General features: G+C 65.8%; 14 protein-coding genes. 7 read left to right on the top strand and 7 right to left on the bottom strand.

Translation table 11 applies throughout. From position 1 onward, the window contains the following. Positions 1-93 precede the first annotated feature (93 nt). The 6 genes from recG (at position 94) to LPA35_RS22825 (ending at position 5,780) form a co-directional block, all read left to right on the top strand. Entirely contained in the window at positions 94-2,250 is a 2,157-nt protein-coding gene (recG, locus tag LPA35_RS22850; protein WP_228899163.1) for an ATP-dependent DNA helicase RecG, read from the top strand. Positions 2,251-2,326: 76 nt separating this feature from the next. Further along, complete coding sequence (locus LPA35_RS22845) at positions 2,327-3,100, top strand: hypothetical protein (RefSeq protein WP_176887312.1); 774 nt, start codon at positions 2,327-2,329, stop codon at positions 3,098-3,100. Positions 3,101-3,105: 5 nt separating this feature from the next. Next, positions 3,106-3,576 carry a hypothetical protein gene (locus LPA35_RS22840; RefSeq protein WP_176889044.1) on the top strand — a complete coding sequence of 157 codons (471 nt, stop codon included), beginning with the start codon at positions 3,106-3,108 and terminating at the stop codon, positions 3,574-3,576. 18 nt (positions 3,577-3,594) lie between these two features. Next, a complete protein-coding gene (locus LPA35_RS22835) occupies positions 3,595-4,560 on the top strand; it encodes a LysR substrate-binding domain-containing protein (RefSeq protein ID WP_121421399.1) in 966 nt (321 codons plus the stop codon). 179 nt (positions 4,561-4,739) lie between these two features. Beyond that, complete coding sequence (locus tag LPA35_RS22830) at positions 4,740-5,240, top strand: Dps family protein (RefSeq protein WP_055395640.1); 501 nt, start codon at positions 4,740-4,742, stop codon at positions 5,238-5,240. A gap of 171 nt (positions 5,241-5,411) precedes the next feature. Further along, positions 5,412-5,780 carry a response regulator gene (locus LPA35_RS22825; protein WP_228899161.1) on the top strand — a complete coding sequence of 123 codons (369 nt, stop codon included), beginning with the start codon at positions 5,412-5,414 and terminating at the stop codon, positions 5,778-5,780. 97 nt (positions 5,781-5,877) lie between these two features. Here the strand turns inward: LPA35_RS22825 and LPA35_RS22820 are convergent, their stop codons facing one another. The 4 genes from LPA35_RS22820 to LPA35_RS22805 are packed head-to-tail and all read right to left on the bottom strand — an operon-like array spanning position 5,878 to position 11,963. Further along, positions 5,878-7,002, bottom strand: coding sequence for a hybrid sensor histidine kinase/response regulator (locus LPA35_RS22820; protein WP_228899159.1), 1,125 nt, complete (start codon positions 7,000-7,002; stop codon positions 5,878-5,880). 52 nt (positions 7,003-7,054) lie between these two features. Continuing rightward, a complete protein-coding gene (locus tag LPA35_RS22815; RefSeq protein WP_056065346.1) occupies positions 7,055-7,678 on the bottom strand; it encodes a chemotaxis protein CheB in 624 nt (207 codons plus the stop codon). Further along, the gene (locus tag LPA35_RS22810; RefSeq protein WP_228899157.1) at positions 7,675-8,511 is read right to left on the bottom strand and encodes a protein-glutamate O-methyltransferase CheR; all 837 of its coding nucleotides are present in this window, start codon (positions 8,509-8,511) and stop codon (positions 7,675-7,677) included. Before LPA35_RS22810 ends, LPA35_RS22815 begins: the two co-directional genes overlap by 4 nt. A gap of 8 nt (positions 8,512-8,519) precedes the next feature. Further along, the gene (locus LPA35_RS22805) at positions 8,520-11,963 is read right to left on the bottom strand and encodes a response regulator (RefSeq protein WP_228899155.1); all 3,444 of its coding nucleotides are present in this window, start codon (positions 11,961-11,963) and stop codon (positions 8,520-8,522) included. Between the two features lie 195 nt (positions 11,964-12,158). Here LPA35_RS22805 and ubiA point away from each other — a divergent pair, with 195 nt between their 5' ends. After that, positions 12,159-13,052 (top strand): 4-hydroxybenzoate octaprenyltransferase, encoded by an 894-nt coding sequence (gene ubiA / locus LPA35_RS22800; RefSeq protein ID WP_228899153.1) that lies wholly within the window; start codon positions 12,159-12,161, stop codon positions 13,050-13,052. A gap of 43 nt (positions 13,053-13,095) precedes the next feature. On the opposite strand, the gene proC is transcribed toward ubiA, so the two are convergent. The 3 genes from proC to LPA35_RS22785 form a co-directional block, all read right to left on the bottom strand. Continuing rightward, entirely contained in the window at positions 13,096-13,935 is an 840-nt protein-coding gene (gene proC, locus LPA35_RS22795; protein ID WP_228899152.1) for a pyrroline-5-carboxylate reductase, read from the bottom strand. 191 nt (positions 13,936-14,126) lie between these two features. Beyond that, positions 14,127-15,620 (bottom strand): glycerol kinase GlpK, encoded by a 1,494-nt coding sequence (gene glpK / locus LPA35_RS22790; protein WP_228899151.1) that lies wholly within the window; start codon positions 15,618-15,620, stop codon positions 14,127-14,129. A 16-nt stretch (positions 15,621-15,636) separates the two neighbouring features. Next, positions 15,637-16,401: a DeoR/GlpR family DNA-binding transcription regulator gene (locus tag LPA35_RS22785; protein WP_228899150.1), complete on the bottom strand. Its 765-nt coding sequence runs from the start codon at positions 16,399-16,401 to the stop codon at positions 15,637-15,639. Between the last annotated feature and the right edge of the window lie 7 nt (positions 16,402-16,408).

The following is a 16,408-nucleotide window of genomic DNA, read 5'->3' as shown; positions in this document are numbered from 1 at the left end:
CTGGACTCTGAATAAACGCCCGTCTTTAGGCGTAATCAACGGTAACCATGGTAGCCTTTTTGCCCCGCCCTTGCCGTTCGCAGAACCCGCTACATGCCCGCCGCAGCCCCCAGAGTTTCCCTTAGCGCCAAGGCTTCGGCAGCCCCTGCTGCGGCCAAAGGCGGCGCGTCGGTAGCGCAAAAGGCGCTGCAAAAGCTGGGGCTCCAACGTGACATCGACCTCGCCCTGCACCTGCCCCTGCGCTACGAGGATGAAACCCGCATCACCCCGCTGGCCAATGCGCGCGACGGGCAGATGGTGCAGATCGAAGCCACGGTGACTGCGAGCGAGATTCAGCTACGCCCGCGCCGCCAGCTGCTGGTGCAGGTGGAGGACGAGACCGGCTCGTGCGAGCTGCGCTTCTTCAGCTTCTACCCCTCGCACCAGAAAACCCTGGCCGTGGGTGCGCGCCTGCGCATCCGGGGTGAGATCAAGGGCGGCTTCTGGGGGCGGCAGATGATGCACCCGGCGTTCCGCGTGGCGGGCGGCGAGCTGCCTGCGGCGTTGACGCCCGTCTACCCCACCACGGCCGGTTTGCCCCAGCCCTACCTGCGCCGTGCGGTGGTGGGCGCGCTGACGCGGGTGGACTTGTCAGACACCCTGCCACCCGGTGCCGAGCCGCCGGTGACTCGGGTTTATGGCCAAAATGGCCTCCAGCGCTTATTCAGCCTGCGCGAGGCGCTCACTTTTTTGCACCACCCCACGCCCGATGTGGCGCTGTCCACGCTGGAGGACCACAGCCACCCCGCGTGGCAGCGCCTCAAGGCCGAGGAGTTGCTGGCCCAGCAGCTGTCGCAGCAGCAGTCGCGCCGCGCACGCGACGTGCTGCGTGCGCCCGTGTTGCGCGCCCAAAAAGCCGCCGACGGTGCCTTGCCGCTGCATGAGCAGTTGCTGGCCGTGCTGCCCTTCAGCCTCACCTCCGCCCAGCGCCGCGTGGGCGAAGAAATTGCCGCCGACCTGGCCCGCCAGGTGCCCATGCACCGGCTGCTGCAGGGTGATGTGGGCTCGGGCAAAACCGTGGTGTCTGCCCTGGCCGCCTGCCTGGCCATGGACGCGGGCTGGCAGTGTGCACTGATGGCCCCCACCGAAATCCTGGCCGAGCAGCATTTCGCCAAGATGATCGGCTGGCTCGAACCCCTGCTGGCCGAGCGCGGCCGCAGGGTCGCCTGGCTGGTGGGCGGGCAGAAAAAGAAGGATCGCACCGCCATGCTCGCGCTGGTGGCCAGCGGCGAGGCCGCGCTGGTGGTGGGCACCCACGCCGTGATCCAGGAGCAGGTGCAGTTCAAGAATCTGGCGCTGGCCATCATCGACGAGCAGCACCGTTTTGGCGTGGCGCAGCGGCTTGCATTGCGGCAGAAACTCGCAGCCCATGGCATGGAGCCCCACATGCTGATGATGAGCGCCACGCCCATCCCGCGCACGCTGGCCATGAGCTACTACGCCGACCTGGACGTGTCCGTCATCGACAAGCTACCGCCAGGCCGCACGCCCATCGTTACCAAACTCATTGCCGACAGCCGCAAGGACGAAGTGATTGAGCGCATCGGCGCGCAGGTGGAGGCCGGGCGGCAGGTGTACTGGGTGTGCCCGCTGATCGAAGAAAGCGAGGCGCTGGACCTCTCCAACGCCACGGCCACCCACGCCGATCTGAGCGAGGCCTTGCCGGGCTGCATGGTCGGTCTGCTGCACTCGCGCATGCCCACGGCCGAGAAGAAGGCCGTGATGGCGCTCTTCACCAGTGGCCAGATGGGCGTGCTGGTCAGCACTACGGTGATCGAAGTGGGCGTGGACGTGCCCAACGCGTCCCTCATGGTCATCGAACATGCCGAACGTTTTGGCCTGAGCCAGCTGCACCAGCTGCGCGGCCGGGTGGGGCGGGGTGCGGCGGCCTCGGCCTGCGTGCTGCTGTATGCCACCAACGACAGCGGCCGCGTGGGCGAAACCGCCAAGGAGCGCCTGCGCGCCATGGCCGAAACCAACGACGGCTTCGAGATCGCCCGGCGCGATCTGGAGATTCGCGGCCCCGGTGAGTTTCTGGGCGCGCGCCAGTCGGGGGATGCGCTGCTGCGCTTTGCCGACCTGGCGACCGACACCCACCTGCTCGAATGGGCGCGCGAACTGGCGCCGCAGATGCTGGACCGGTATCCTGACCTGGCCGCAAAGCACGTCGGGCGCTGGTTGGGTGGAAAATCCGACTATCTCAAGGCCTGACAAGCTCGCAACTGTTATGAGCCGGATGATCTCGATGGAGGGTGCGGACAGCACGGTAAGTGCCTAGAATTGCTGGATGGACGCACAGCCCCTTTTCATTAGCCTTCACGACGAGTCTGCTGGATACGAGATATCCCCAGATCGAGTGCCTCTGGCAGTCTTGCGAACTTTCGTCAAAGACGTAGAAGAGTTCCTTCGAGGAGATGGCGCTGAAGTGGATTTGCAGGCTCTGGATGTAGGTGTGGTCAAAGGCTCCCTGGCTATCCAGACTGCCCCTGTGTCGTCGCCAGGTCTCCTACGGGATCTGCTGCAGCTTGCGGCATCCGAACGTTTGGATGGCCTCGACAAAAAGCGTAGGGACGTGGTGGAACGGTGGCAAAAACTCGCGCGAGGGGCGCGCCGTTGCGTGTTTCGAATTGCCGCTCCAGGCATTCCTCAAAGAGGCATCAGTATCAGCGCTGCCACCGACTTCCATGCGGACGACGCAGATCAATGGGTTCAGGTAGAGCGCTACTTGCAGGGTGAGATTGTCGAAATGGGCGGGCTCAAAAAAGTCAATGCACATATCCGTTTGCCCGACGGCACTTTGATACCGGTGGAATCGGATCGTGAGTTCTTCCGCAGCGATACCGTAAATCGCCTCTACAAGGTCGCCATGGCCCGCATCAGCGCAGAGTACAACGTGGTGACGCGAAAGTACCGCAATGCGCGTCTGCTGGGCTTTGAAGAGCATCAGCAGACCTTGGACGAAGCGCAGTTGCGCCGTTTGACCGAGCGCGGAGCTAAGGCATGGCGGGATGTGCCTAGTGCGAGCGGTTGGGTGGATTCCCTGCGGGGAGGTGTGGCTTGATCTCGATGCTTCTGGATACGAGCTACTTGATCACCCTGGCAGATCCAGGGCGAGCGCACCACGAGACAGCCAAGCGCTATCTGCGCGAGGCCCTGGCTCAGGGCTGTCCCTTGTATTTGTCTGCCGTGGTCGCATCAGAATTTCAAGTCGGGCAACCAGTGAGCGATCTCCCTTTGCGCAACTTTCACGTATTGCCCTTCAACATCGATCACGCCATGACCTCCGGCAATTTCATGCGTGTGCTGTCGCGTGATGCCGGCGACGACCGTGTGGCTGTGAAAGATGACGTCAAATTGCTTGCGCAAATGGTGTGTGAGTCCATTACGCACATACTCACCGAAGATTCAAACACCCTGGTGAAGTACTTGGGAAGACTCCGCGACCAAGGCCAAGCATCGGCGCAGGCCATTGTCCTGGCGGAAGGCTTTGATGCCGCTTGGTTCAACGGTGGTCAAAAGCACCTCCTGGATGAGTAGCACTGCAGGCAGTTCACTATGACCCTCACCGAACTCAAGTACATCGTTGCCGTAGCGCGGGAGAAGCACTTCGGTCATGCGGCCGATGCCTGCTACGTGTCGCAGCCCACACTGTCGGTGGCCATCAAGAAGCTGGAAGAGGAGCTGGATGTGAAGCTCTTCGAGCGCAGCGCGGGTGAGGTTTCGGTGACGCCGCTGGGCGAAGAGATCGTGCGCCAGGCGCAGAGCGTGCTGGAGCAGGCGGCGGCCATCAAGGAGATTGCCAAGCGCGGCAAGGACCCGCTGGCGGGGCCGCTCACCCTGGGGGTCATCTACACCATCGGGCCCTATCTGTTGCCCGAGCTGGTGCGCCAGTCCATCACGCGCACGCCGCAGATGCCGCTGATGCTGCAGGAGAACTTCACCGTCAAGCTGCTGGAGATGCTGCGTACCGGCGAGATCGACTGCGCCATCCTGGCCGAACCTTTCCCCGACACGGGCCTGGCCATGGCGCCGCTGTATGACGAGCCCTTCATGGCGGCTGTGCCCAGCACGCACCCGCTGGCGGCGAAGAAGTCTGTGACGGCGGCCGAACTCAAGAGCGAGACCATGCTGCTGCTGGGTGCGGGCCATTGTTTTCGCGACCATGTGCTGGAGGTCTGCCCCGAATTTGCGCGCTTTGCGAGCAATGCCGAGGGCATCCGCAAGTCGTTTGAAGGCTCTTCGCTCGAAACCATCAAGCACATGGTGGCCGCAGGCATGGGCGTGACGCTGGTGCCGCGCCTTTCGGTGCCGCGCGATGCGCTGCTCACCGTGTCACGCCGCCGTAAGAGCGACGAAAGCTATATCCGCTACCTGCCCATCCGCGAAGAGGACGGCGGCCCGCCACCCATGCGCCGCGTGGTGCTGGCATGGCGGCGCAGCTTTACCCGGTATGAAGCCATTGCGTCATTGCGCAACGCGGTGTATGCCTGCGAGCTGCCGGGGGTCAAGCGGCTGTCATAAGGCCGGCCTGGCCTGCGCCGCGCTGGCGGGCGATGTCCTGCTGCCGTGGTGTGGCTCTGACGCAGGTCAGGCTCGCTGGTCATGGCCTTGCGCTACAGTGTTTTTGGTGCGATGCCTCCAGGTCCGACGGGTCGGCGGGCATCTGCTGTCGAATCCATCTTCACTTCAGGAGCAATGACATGGCCAAGGCCTCCAAGACCACCGCCCCCACCATCAACATCGGCATTAGCGACAAGGACCGCGCTGCCATCGCCCAGGGCCTGTCGCGCCTGCTGGCCGACACCTACACGCTGTACCTCACCACCCACAACTTCCACTGGAACGTGACGGGCCCCATGTTCAACACGCTGCACACCATGTTCATGGCGCAGTACACCGAGCTGTGGAATGCCGTGGACCCGATTGCCGAGCGCATCCGCTCGCTGGGCCATGTGGCGCCGGGCTCGTATGCCGAGTTCGGCAAGCTGGCCACGGTGCCCGATGCGCCCGCCAAGCCGCCCAAGGCGCTGGAGATGGTGCGCGTGCTGGTCGAAGGCCATGAGGCCGTGGCCCGCACTGCGCGCAGCCTGTTCCCCCTGGCCGACAAGGCCAGCGACGAGCCCACGGCCGACCTGCTGACGCAGCGCCTCACGGTGCACGAGCAGACGGCGTGGATGCTGCGCTCGCTGCTCGAAGAGTAAAAGGGTTCGCAGCTTCCACGCGCATTACCCGAGGGGCGCAGAACACTGCAGCACAGCGAAGAAGAGCGCCTTGTCCTACATGGCGCAGTTCCATCGCCTGCGCATGATGCGGGTTTTTGGTCATGCTCCCTTCTTCGCAGGGCGGCATGGCGTATCAATCCCCTCTGATGTATGCGAATCCTGTACGTTGAAGACAACCCGGAGCTGCGCGAGACCATCGGCATGCTTATGGAAGGTGAAGGCCGGACGGTCACGCCCTGCGCCACTGCCGAGGAGGCGCTGGCTCTGGATGCTGGGGACGTCTTTGATGTGGTGGTGACCGATGTCAGCCTGCCCGGCCTTTCGGGCACGGAACTGGCCCGCCAGCTGCTGGCGGATGATCCGCAGCGGTGGGTGGTGCTGTGCTCCGGCTACGAGCTAGGTAGCCACCCGCGCAGTTGGGGGCCCAACGTGCGCGCATTGCTCAAACCTTTTGAGCTGGAAGAGCTGGAGCATTTGCTCGAGTCCATCCATACAGCGCTGGCTTCAGCCGCCAGCTGAGGCTTGCTAGCGCCGATCGCTCGCTGTTCATCCTTTAATTCATCACGCCACCCGCCTGGTCGTGGTGACCTGCGCTGTTGTGCTGGGCTGCGCGCAGTCAATTGCGGGGGTTGCGTACTGGCGAGTGGCGCGGCAGTCTCACCCGAAAGGTCGTGACATCGTCCAGTGACTGGGCCTCGATGGTTCCATGGTGGGCCCGTACGATCTGGTGCGCAATGAAGAGCCCCAGCCCCAGCCCTTGGTGGCGGCCGGGCTCACGCTCTCCACCCCGGAACGGGTCGAACAAATGCGGCAGCAGCGCAGAGGGAATGGTGCCGCCGTTGGACACCGTGATGCTCACCTCCTCAGGGCTGGTACCGTCCACTGCAAGCTGCACAGGGTGGTCGACTCTGCCGTGGTGCAGGGCGTTGCCAACCAGGTTGGTGATCACCTGACACAGACGTTCGGCATCCCAGGTGCCGGCCAGGTCGCCTTGCAGGGTGGACCCGATGTAGCGTTCCGGGTGGCTGGTGGCCATTTCATCCAGCGTGCGCTGCACCAGCGCCTGCATGTGGGTGGAGCCCAGCTGCAGCGCCAGCCCGCCCGCCTGGCGAATGCGGGTCACGTCCAGCAGGTCTTCGATCATGTGGCCCATGCGCTGGCTGGCGCCCAGCACCCGGTCGGCCATCAGCACCGCCTTGTCGGGGGGCGGCTGGCGCTTGAGCACGGTGGCCGCCGCGACGATGGACTGCAGTGGTGTGCGCAGGTCGTGGCTCAGCACTGCCATGAACATTTCGTTGATGCGCAAGGCCTCGGTGCGCGCGCGCAGCTCGTGCGCCAGCGCCTGCTTGCGCCGGTGCAGCTCAAAGAACACGCTCGCCTTGTTGGTGAGCATGTGCGGGTCGATGGGTTTGTAGAGAAAGTCCACCGCCCCGCTCTCGTACCCCCGGAACTGCCAGTTCTGCTCGCGTGAGCCCGCCGTCATGAAGATGAGCGGGATGTGCCGGGTGCGCTCGCTGCCCCGGATCAGTTCCGCCAGCTCGAAGCCGTTCATGTCGGGCATTTGCACGTCCAGCAAGGCCAGGGCCACGTCGTCATGCGCCAGCAGCAGTTCCAGGGCCTCGGGGCCCGACTGGGCCTTGAGGATGTCCAGCCCGTCGCGTTGCAGCAGCGCCTCCAGGGCGATCAGGTTTTCCTCGACATCGTCAACGAGCAGGCATTTGGTGCGGTCGGTCTGGGGCATGGGCGGTGGGGAGGGTGGATGGGGTTCTCAAGGAAGGACGCATATGCCCGTATCAAAGCTGCTGGCGGCGGTGCAGGTCCACCAGCAGCCTGGCAATGCCTTCAGGGGGCAGGATGTGGTCAACCGCCAAGGCCGCGATGGCCGCCTGCGGCATGGTGGGCATGCTGGCGCTGGCGGGGTCTTGCACGATGGTGAGGCCGCCCCCCGCCTGAATGGCTTGCAGGCCGTGCACACCGTCTTCATTGGCGCCCGACAGCAGGACGCCCACCAGCCGGGGGCCGTAGTGGTCTGCCGCCGATTCGAACAGCACGTCGATGGAGGGGCGGGAAAAATGCAGGGGAGGGTCTACCGACAGCCCCACATGCGGGCCTTGGGGCCCAGCATCGACCAGCAGGTGGTAGTCCGGTGGCGCAAAGCTCACCGAGCCCAGAGTGATGGCATCCTTGTCCTGAGCCTCGCGCATCGGCATTGCGCAGCGGGGCTGAAAAATATCTACCAGCAGGCTGCGCCGGTCCCGGGGCAGGTGCAGCACCACTAGCACGGCCGCCTGCAGCGTGGCGGGCAGCGCGGGCAGCAGTTCCAGCAAGGCGTCGATACCGCCCGAGGAACCGCCCACCACGATGGCTGCGTAGCCCCCGGAAGGTGCTGGTCTGGGCGCGAGGTCGGTGGTGCTCACAGCCCGGCCTTTTTGCGGTAAATGCGGTCTTCCTTCACAAAGTCCTCGAAGGCATCGGTGTGCGCTGAAAACCGCAGAGACTCCTTGGACCCCAGACCCAGAAACCCCCGATGGCACAGCGACTCGCGGAACAGCCCCAGGGCGCGGTCTTGCAGGTCGCGCTCGAAGTAGATGAGCACATTGCGGCAGGACACCAGATGAACCTCGGCAAACACGCTGTCGGTGGCCAGGCTGTGGTCAGAGAACACCATGTGCTCGCGCAAGCCCTTGTCGAACACCACGCGGCCATAGCCAGCAGCGTAGTAGTCCGACAACGAACTGCGGGCGCCGGATCGCGCATGGTTCTCGGTGAACGCAGGCACCCGCGACACGTCGAACACTCCAGACTCTGCCGCGCGCAGCGCGTGCGGGTTGATGTCCGTGGCGTAGATCAGTGTGCGGTCCAGCAGGCCTTCTTCCTGCAGCAGGACGGCCAGCGAATAGACCTCTTCTCCCGCGCTGCACCCGGCCACCCAGACCTTGAGCGACGGGTAGGTGCGCAGCAGCGGCACCACCTCCTGGCGCAGCGCCTGGAAGTAGCTGGGGTCGCGGAACATGTCGCTCACCTGCACGGTGAGGTATTCGAGCAGCGCAGGGAACACGGCGGGTTCGTGCAGCACGCGGTCCTGCAGCTGCGACAGCGTCTTGCAGTCAAACTGCACCAGCGCCGACGCCAGCCGCCGCTTGAGCGACGCCTGCGCGTAGCCCCTGAAGTCGTAGTGGTAGCGGTGGTAGATGGCATCGATCAGCAGGCGCTGCTCGATGTCGGCGGTGCGGGCCTTGCGATGGGGCATGGCGGGGCCTACTTGGGCATCCACACCCGCACCAGGGACAGCAGCTTCTCCACGTCCAGCGGTTTGGCGATGTAGTCATTGGCCCCGGCGGCCAGGCATTTTTCCTGATCGTCCTTCATGGCCTTGGCGGTCAACGCGATGATGGGCAGGCGGCGCCACTCGGGGCGGTTGCGGATCTCGCGCATGGCGGTGTAGCCGTCCATCTCCGGCATCATGATGTCCATCAGCACCAGGTCAATCGCAGGGTGGCCGCCGCTGCCGGCGCGCTCCAGCGCCTGCAGGGCCTCCAGGCCGTTGCGCGCGATCTCCACGCGGATGCCGGTGGGCTCCAGGATGCTGGAGAGCGCAAACACGTTGCGCACATCGTCTTCCACCACCAGCACGTTGCGGCCTTCCAGGGCAGTCTCGCGGTTGCGGGCCACCTGCAGCATCTGGCGGTGCTCTGCCGACAGCTCCGACTCCACCTGGTGCAGGAACAGCGTGACCTCGTCGAGCAGCCGCTCGGGGGAGCGCGCGTCTTTGATGATGATGGACTTGGAGAACCGGCGCAGCTGCTGCTCCTCGTCGCGCGACAGGGCGCGGCCTGTGTACACGATGACGGGCGGGAAGGAGACGCCGTCCTGCTCCGTCATCTGCTGCAGCAATTCGTAGCCGCTCAGGTCGGGCAGGTTCAGGTCCATCACCATGCAGTCGAAGGTGGAGCCGCGCAGGTGCGCCAGCGCCTCGGCCGCCGTGCCTGCGCCCACGATCTCCACGTCGTCGTTGGTGAGCAGGTGGCGCACGCTCTCGCGCTGTCGCTCGTCGTCTTCCACCACCAGCACGCGCCGCAGGTCCTGGGTGAATTTGGCTTCGAGCCGCTGCAGGGCATGCACCAGCTCGTCGCGCTTGACGGGCTTGAGGGCATAGCCCACGGCGCCCCGGCCCAGGGCCTCTTGCGAGTAGTCGGCCACCGACACCACATGCACCGGAATGTGGCGCGTGGCCGGGTTGCGCTTGAGCTGGTCGAGCACGCCCAGGCCCGAGAAGTCGGGCAGGTTCACGTCCAGCACGATGGCGCTGGGCAGGCTGTGTACGGCGTAGGCCAGGCCATCCGCCGCGTTGTGGGCCAGGTGGCAGTCAAAGTCCATCTCACCGGCCAGGTCGCTCAGGATCTGCGCAAAGCGCACGTCGTCCTCAATCACCAGAATGCTGCGCGCGCTCGCGCGGCGCTGGGCTACGGGTGCGGTAGGGGCCGCTGCGGGTGGCAACGCGGGGGCAGAAGCAGCCGGTGCGACGACCGGTGCCGTCGCGTGGGCTGGCGAAGGCGCCGCCAGCGGCATTGCGGGTTCAGCTTCAGGCGACGAAGGCAGCAGCTTCTGGGGCAGGACCAGGGTGAAAACGCTGCCCTCGCCCGGCGTGCTGTGCACGTGGATGGACCCACCCAGCAGCTGCGCCAGATCGCGCGAGATCGACAGGCCCAGGCCTGTGCCGCCGTACTTGCGGTGGGTGCTGCCATCGGCCTGGCGGAAGGCTTCGAAAATCAGCTCCTGCTGGTGCGCCGGAATGCCGATGCCGGTGTCCTTGACGGCAAACGACAGCGTGTCGTCCGGGTTGCGCGACACATGCAGCGCCACCGAGCCTTTCTCGGTGAACTTGAGCGCGTTGGACAGCAAGTTCTTGAGCACCTGCCCCAGGCGCTGCGGGTCGGTGTCCAGCGTGGCGGGTGCGTCGGGCGCGACGGTGGCCGTGAGTGTCAGGCCCTTTTCTTGCGCCAGCGGGCGCAGCGGGTCGATCAGGGTTTGCAGTGCCTTGGACAGCGTCACCGTTTCCACCGACACGGTGGCCTGGCCGGCTTCGATCTTGGACAGGTCGAGGATGTCGTTGATGAGTGCCAGCAGGTCGTTGCCCGCCGCGTAGATGGTCTGCGCGTACTTCACCTGCTCGGCGCTCAGGTTGCCCGGCTTGTTGTCGGACAGCAGTTTGGCGAGGATCAGGGTGGAGTTGAGCGGTGTGCGCAGCTCGTGGCTCATGTTGGCCAGGAACTCGCTCTTGTACTGGCTGGCCAGCTCCAGTTCGCGGGCCTTGTCCGTCATGGCGCTTTGGGCGCGCAGCAGTTGTTCGCGTTGGTATTCCAGCTGCTGGGTCTGCGCCTCCAGGTGGGCGTTGGTCTGCTCCAGCTCGGTCTGCTGCACCTCCATCTGGGCCTGCGACTCTTGCAGGATGCGGCTTTGCTGCTCCAGCTCCTCGTTGCTCACACGCAGCTCTTCCTGCTGGGTCTGCAGCTCTTCGGACTGGCGCTGGGTTTCTTCCAGCAAGGCTTCCAGGCGGTTGCGGTCAATCCCAGCGCGGATCGCCACCGCCAGAATGCCCGAGGCGCGTTCCATCAGGGTGCGCTCAGGCTCGGTCAGCGGGCGATGAAAGCCCAGCTCGATCACGGCAAAGACTTCGCCGTTCTCGATGGCGGGCGCCAGCAGCAGTTCGGTCGGTGCGGACTGGCCCGTGCTGGACGACACCATCAGGTGCCCGGCTGGCACATCGCGCACATGCAGCATCTGGCGCGAGCGCGCGACCTGGCCCACCAGGCCTTCGCCGGGCAGCAGGCGCTGCTCCAGCCGCTCGCGCGGCAGGGCGTAGCCGCCAAACAGGGTGAGCGCGCCGTTGCAGTCGGCCACATAGCCCGCCCCCACGGCCGCGCGCAGGTATTGCGCCAGGTATTCGAGCGTGAGCTGGCCCAGGTCCTCCAGCCGGTGGTCGCCCTGGATGCGCTGGCTCAGCCCGTTGAGGCCGGCCGCCACCCACGACTGCTGGGCCTTGAGGCGGTACTCCCGCGCATTGGCGGCGGCCGACAGGCAGATGAGCACCAGCAGCACGAACGATCCGCCCCAGGAGTAGTAGGTGGACATGGCCGCCGCCTCCACCCATTGCTTGCGTTCGTTTTCCAGCTGCTGGTTCAGCAGTGTGGACAGGTCCGATGCCAGGTCGCGGATGCGGTCCATCAGCACCCGGCCGGCATCACTGCGGGTCACGGCCACGGCGGCTTCCTGGCCCTTCGAGCGGCGCAGTTCAATGGTCTCGCCCAGCTCGCGCAGTTTTTCGTGGCGCAGGTCGTCGATCTGCAGCACCAGGCGGCGCTGCACGGCGCTGTCGTCCGTGAGCTCCTTGAGGCGCGCCATGTTGCGCTCCATGGCGCCCAGGGACAGGTTGTAGGGCTGCAGATAGGTGTCGTCCCCCGTCAGCAGATAGCCGCGTTGCCCGGTCTCGGCGTCTTTCAGCGAGGACACGAACAGGTTGAGGTGGCGCATGGTCACCGTGGTTTCGTCCATGGCTTCCACCGCTTGCGCGCGCACCTGGGCGGTGCGGAAGTTCACCAGCGCGATCAGCACCGTGGCGAGGGCAGCAATCACAAATCCCACCAGCATTCCGCGGGGGACAGCAAAACGCGTGGCGGCCTGGGAGGTCGATGTATGGGGCATGCGTTGGTGCCGCAGGGGGCGGTGCGTTGGGGGAACGAGCGGAGACTTTAACGGGTTTTTTGCGCGCGCTGGGGCGGTTACCTGGCCTCGTGATGCGTGCCCCAGTCGCGGCGCTGCTGCTACATTCTGTGCGCCCGTGGCCCGCCACCCGCCGCAGCGTCTTGCTGCGGAGCCTGCTCTTGTAATGGTCCCATCATGTCGTCGTCCCCTGTTTCCCCCCGCAGCCGTTTTTCGCTCTATCTCGACCTGATCCGCTGGGACCGCCCTGCTGGCTGGCTGGTGTGCCTGTGGCCCACGCTGAGCGCGCTGTGGATTGCGGCCGACGGCTTCCCGGGCTGGCACCTGCTGGCGGTGTTTGTGCTGGGCACCATCCTCATGCGCAGCGCGGGCTGCTGTGTGAACGACGTGGCCGACCGCGACTTTGACAAACACGTCAAGCGCACGGCGCAGCGCCCGGTCACCACCGGTGCGGTGTCGGTGAAGGAGGCGCTGGGCCTGGGGGCGGTGCTGGCGCTGGTGTCGTTTGGCTTGGTGCTCACCACCAACACCGCCGCCATCGCCTGGTCGGTGCCCGCCGTGCTGGTGGCCATTGCCTACCCGTTCACCAAACGCATCATCTCCATGCCCCAGGCGGTGCTGGGCATTGCGTTCAACTTCGGCATCGTCATCGCGTTTGCCGCCGTGCAGGGCAGCGTGCCTGCGGTGGCGTGGTGGATGTGGCTGGGCAATATGTTCTGGGTGCTGGCCTACGACACCGAATACGCCATGGTGGACCGGGACGACGACCTGAAGATCGGCATCAAGACCTCGGCCATCACCCTGGGGCGCCTGGATGTGGCCGCCATCGTGGTGTTTTATCTGCTTTTCTTGGGTATTTGGGCGGTAGCGCTACAGCCGTATGCCTTGGGTGCTATATTTTATGTAGCGCTTGCGGTGGCGCTGGCCCAGGCCGTGTGGCACTTCACCCTGATCCGCACCCGCACCCGCGAGGGCTGCTTCAAGGCGTTCCGCATCAACCACTGGCTGGGCGCCACGGTGTTTGCGGGCATTGCGGGCAGCTATCTGGTGCGGGCGGTACTCACAAATTAATAGCAGTCAGCGCTTGATCGACTAGCGCTACCGCCCCAAAACATCAAGATCCGAACTCGTTGCCGAGTTCGTTGGCACGCTTTTCGGCAGCGCGCATGGCGGCCTCGAACGCCCGCGACACGCCGCTGGCTTCCATCGACTGCAGGGCGGCATAGGTGGTGCCGCCCTTGGAGGTGACGCGTTCACGCAGCACGGCCGGGGGCTCGTCCGAGCGGCGGGCCAGCTCCGAGGCGCCCACAAAGGTGCCCACGGCCAGCTGGTGCGCCTGCGCCTCGGTCAGGCCCATGCCCACACCAGCGCGCGTCATGGCTTCGAGGAAATAGAACACATAGGCCGGGCCCGAGCCTGAGAGGGCGGTGACAGCGTCCAGCTGGGTCTCGCTTTCCACCCACAGGAATTCGCCGGTGGACGCCATGATGGCCTCCACGCTCTGGCGCTCGGCGCTGGTCACGGCGGGGCGTGCGTAGATCGCGCTCATGCCCTTGCCCACCAGCGCGGGCGTGTTGGGCATGGTGCGCACGATGCGCTCGGTGCCCAGCCACTGGGCGATGCTGTCCGAGCGGATGCCCGCCGCCACGCTCAGGTGCAGGGCCTGCTGGGTGTGCGCCTTGGCCTGCGCGGCCGCGTCCTTGAAGGTCTGCGGCTTGACGGCCCAGACCACGATGCTGGCGCGCTGCAGTGCGGCGCCCGCCTCGGGCTGCGCCGTGAGTCCAAAGTTCTTGAGCAACGCCTCGCGCGTGGGGGCGTAGGGCTCGACCACCTCGATCTGGCTGGCCGGATGGCCCTGGCGGATCAGCCCGCCAATGATGGCGCTGGCCATGTTGCCGCCGCCGATGAAGGCGATGGTGGGAAGGGAGGAGTTTGCTGTGGCTGGAGCGGTCATTTTGCGGGCAGGCTGGAAAGGGAGAGCCGATGGTAGCGCCGCTAGACCTATGAGTTGCTCGAAGACTCGTGCAACCGGCGTGGCCAAAGCCAGTGCTCCCGCGCAAGGGCCGCCCCGCCGCGCTGGGAGCGTCTCCCTCCGCGAGCAAAGCGAAGCAGAGAGGGGGAAGGCGCGCAGCGCCTCAGGGGGAGCTACTCAGCTACTGTTTGGCGAACGGCGTGTTCCCAGTTCGCCATCAGCTCCTGCGCGCGGGCGCTGCTGAGCGTGGGCACAAAGCGCCGGTCGGCGCGCCAGAGCTGCGAGAGTTCATCCGTGCTGCGGTACACGCCGCTCGACAGCCCGGCCAGGTACGCGGCCCCGAGCGCCGTGGTCTCGATGACGGCAGGCCGTACCACCGGAATGCCCAGCAGGTCGGCCTGGAACTGCATCAGCAAGTCGTTGATGCAGGCGCCGCCGTCCACACGCAGCTCGCTCACCGGGGCGCCGCCGGCGGCCACGGCGTCGCGGCTCATGGCCAGCAGCAGGGCGGCGCTCTGGTAGGCAATGCTCTCCAGCGCCGCGCGGGCGATGTGGCCCAGCGTGGTGCCGCGTGTGAGGCCGGTGATGGTGCCGCGCGAGTCGGGTTTCCAGTACGGGGCGCCCAGGCCGGTGAAGGCGGGCACCATCATCACGCCGCCCGAATCGGGCACGCTCTGCGCAAGCGATTCCACCTCGTTGCTGGTGGAGATGGCGCGCAGCCCGTCGCGCAGCCACTGCACCACCGCGCCGCCGACAAACACGCTGCCTTCCATCGCAAATTCAGGTTGCGCCGTCGCTTGCGCTGCGCTGGTGGTGAGCAGGCCGTTCTGCGAGGTCTGGAACGTGCCGCCCGTGTGCATGAGCATGAAGCAGCCCGTGCCATAGGTGTTCTTGGCCATGCCGGCGGTGAAGCAGGCCTGGCCGAACAGCGCGCTTTGCTGGTCACCCGCCACGCCGCCAATGCGGATGGCGTGGCCCAGCAGGTCGGCCGCGATGTCGCCAAAGTGGGCGCTGGATGGCAGTACCTCGGGCATCAGCGCCTTGGGAATGCGCAGCAGCGCCAGCAGCTCGTCGTCCCACTGGTTGGTGTGCACATTGAACAGCATGGTGCGCGAGGCGTTGCTCACATCCGTGACGTGCACCTTGCCGTGGGTGAGCTTCCACATCAGCCAGCTGTCCACCGTGCCAAAGGCCAGCTCACCGCGCTCTGCGGCTTCACGGGCGCCGGGCACATGGTCCAGCAGCCACTGCAGCTTGGTGCCGGAGAAGTAGGCATCCACCAGCAGGCCCGTCTTGGCCTGGATGGTGGCGGCATGGCCTTGCTCGCGCAACTGGGCGCAGGCGGGCTCGGCACGCCGGTCTTGCCACACGATGGCGTGGTGCACGGGCTGGCCGGTTTGGCGGTTCCATAGCACCGTGGTTTCGCGCTGGTTGGTGATGCCCACGGCGCGCACGGCGCTCGCGGCAATGCCCGCCTTGGCCAGAGCATCGCGTGCGGTGGCGAGCTGGGTGCGCCAGATCTCCAGCGGGTCGTGCTCCACCCAGCCGGGCTGGGGGTAGATCTGCGGCAGCTCCAGCTGGGCCTGCGCCACGATGTGGCCGCCTTCGTCGAAAACGATGCTTCGGGAGCTGGAGGTGCCTTGGTCGAGTGCGAGCAGGTAGGTCATGGTGAATGTCAGGTGATCAAGCGGCCACAGTGCAAACGACTTCGGCGTCTTGCAGCAACGCCGGAAACGGCTCCGGCGGCGGCGCGTCGGTGAACAGGTGGTCGATTTGCGCCAGTGTGGCCAGTTGCACCATGGCTGGGCGGTTGAACTTGCTGAAGTCGGCCGCCAGCCAGACCTCGCGTGCGTGTTCGATGATGGTTTGCGCCACCTTCACTTCGCGGTAGTCGAAGTCGCGCAGGGAGCCATCGGGCTCGATGCCCGAGATGCCGATGAGCGCAATGTCCACCTTGAACTGGCGGATGAAGTCCACCGCCGCTTCGCCCACGATGCCCCGGTCGCGAGCGCGCACCACGCCGCCGGCCACGATGACCTCGCACTCGGGGTTGCCGCTCAGGATGGCGGCCACGTTCAGGTTGTTGGTGATCACGCGCAGGCCCCGGTGGTGCAGCAGGGCTTTGGCGATGGCCTCGGTAGTGGTGCCGATGTTCAGGATCAGCGAGCAGTCGTTGGGCACTTGTTCGGCCACGGCGCGCGCGATGCGGGCCTTGCCTTCGGCGTGCAGTGTCTCGCGCTGGGTGTGGGCCAGGTTTTCCACCGTGGAGCTGGGCACGCGCACGCCACCATGAAAGCGCGTGAGCAGGCCGGACTCGGCCAGGCGCTGCACGTCACGTCGCACGGTCTGCAGGGTCACGCCCAGGGTGTCTGCCAGTTGTTCCACCGTGGCGGATTTGCGCGCGCGGACTTCTTCGAGAAGCAGCAGTTGTCGGGGGTTCGTATTCACGCGAATC

This window comes from Acidovorax sp. Leaf73 (assembly GCF_916855635.1).
GTDB classification, from domain to species: Bacteria; Pseudomonadota; Gammaproteobacteria; order Burkholderiales; family Burkholderiaceae_C; genus Acidovorax; species Acidovorax facilis.
Note: the sequence above shows the minus strand (reverse complement) of the source record. Positions and strands in the feature narration are given on the sequence as shown.

Coding starts and splice junctions, on each gene's coding strand:
- LPA35_RS22820 (WP_228899159.1), bottom strand. CDS start 7,002: ATGCCCCAGACCGACCGCACCAAATGCCTGCTCGTTGACGATGTCGAG.
- LPA35_RS22835 (WP_121421399.1), top strand. CDS start 3,595: ATGACCCTCACCGAACTCAAGTACATCGTTGCCGTAGCGCGGGAGAAG.
- glpK (WP_228899151.1), bottom strand. CDS start 15,620: ATGACCTACCTGCTCGCACTCGACCAAGGCACCTCCAGCTCCCGAAGC.
- LPA35_RS22830 (WP_055395640.1), top strand. CDS start 4,740: ATGGCCAAGGCCTCCAAGACCACCGCCCCCACCATCAACATCGGCATT.
- LPA35_RS22805 (WP_228899155.1), bottom strand. CDS start 11,963: ATGCCCCATACATCGACCTCCCAGGCCGCCACGCGTTTTGCTGTCCCC.
- LPA35_RS22845 (WP_176887312.1), top strand. CDS start 2,327: ATGGACGCACAGCCCCTTTTCATTAGCCTTCACGACGAGTCTGCTGGA.
- proC (WP_228899152.1), bottom strand. CDS start 13,935: ATGACCGCTCCAGCCACAGCAAACTCCTCCCTTCCCACCATCGCCTTC.
- ubiA (WP_228899153.1), top strand. CDS start 12,159: ATGTCGTCGTCCCCTGTTTCCCCCCGCAGCCGTTTTTCGCTCTATCTC.
- LPA35_RS22840 (WP_176889044.1), top strand. CDS start 3,106: ATGCTTCTGGATACGAGCTACTTGATCACCCTGGCAGATCCAGGGCGA.
- LPA35_RS22825 (WP_228899161.1), top strand. CDS start 5,412: ATGCGAATCCTGTACGTTGAAGACAACCCGGAGCTGCGCGAGACCATC.
- LPA35_RS22810 (WP_228899157.1), bottom strand. CDS start 8,511: ATGCCCCATCGCAAGGCCCGCACCGCCGACATCGAGCAGCGCCTGCTG.
- recG (WP_228899163.1), top strand. CDS start 94: ATGCCCGCCGCAGCCCCCAGAGTTTCCCTTAGCGCCAAGGCTTCGGCA.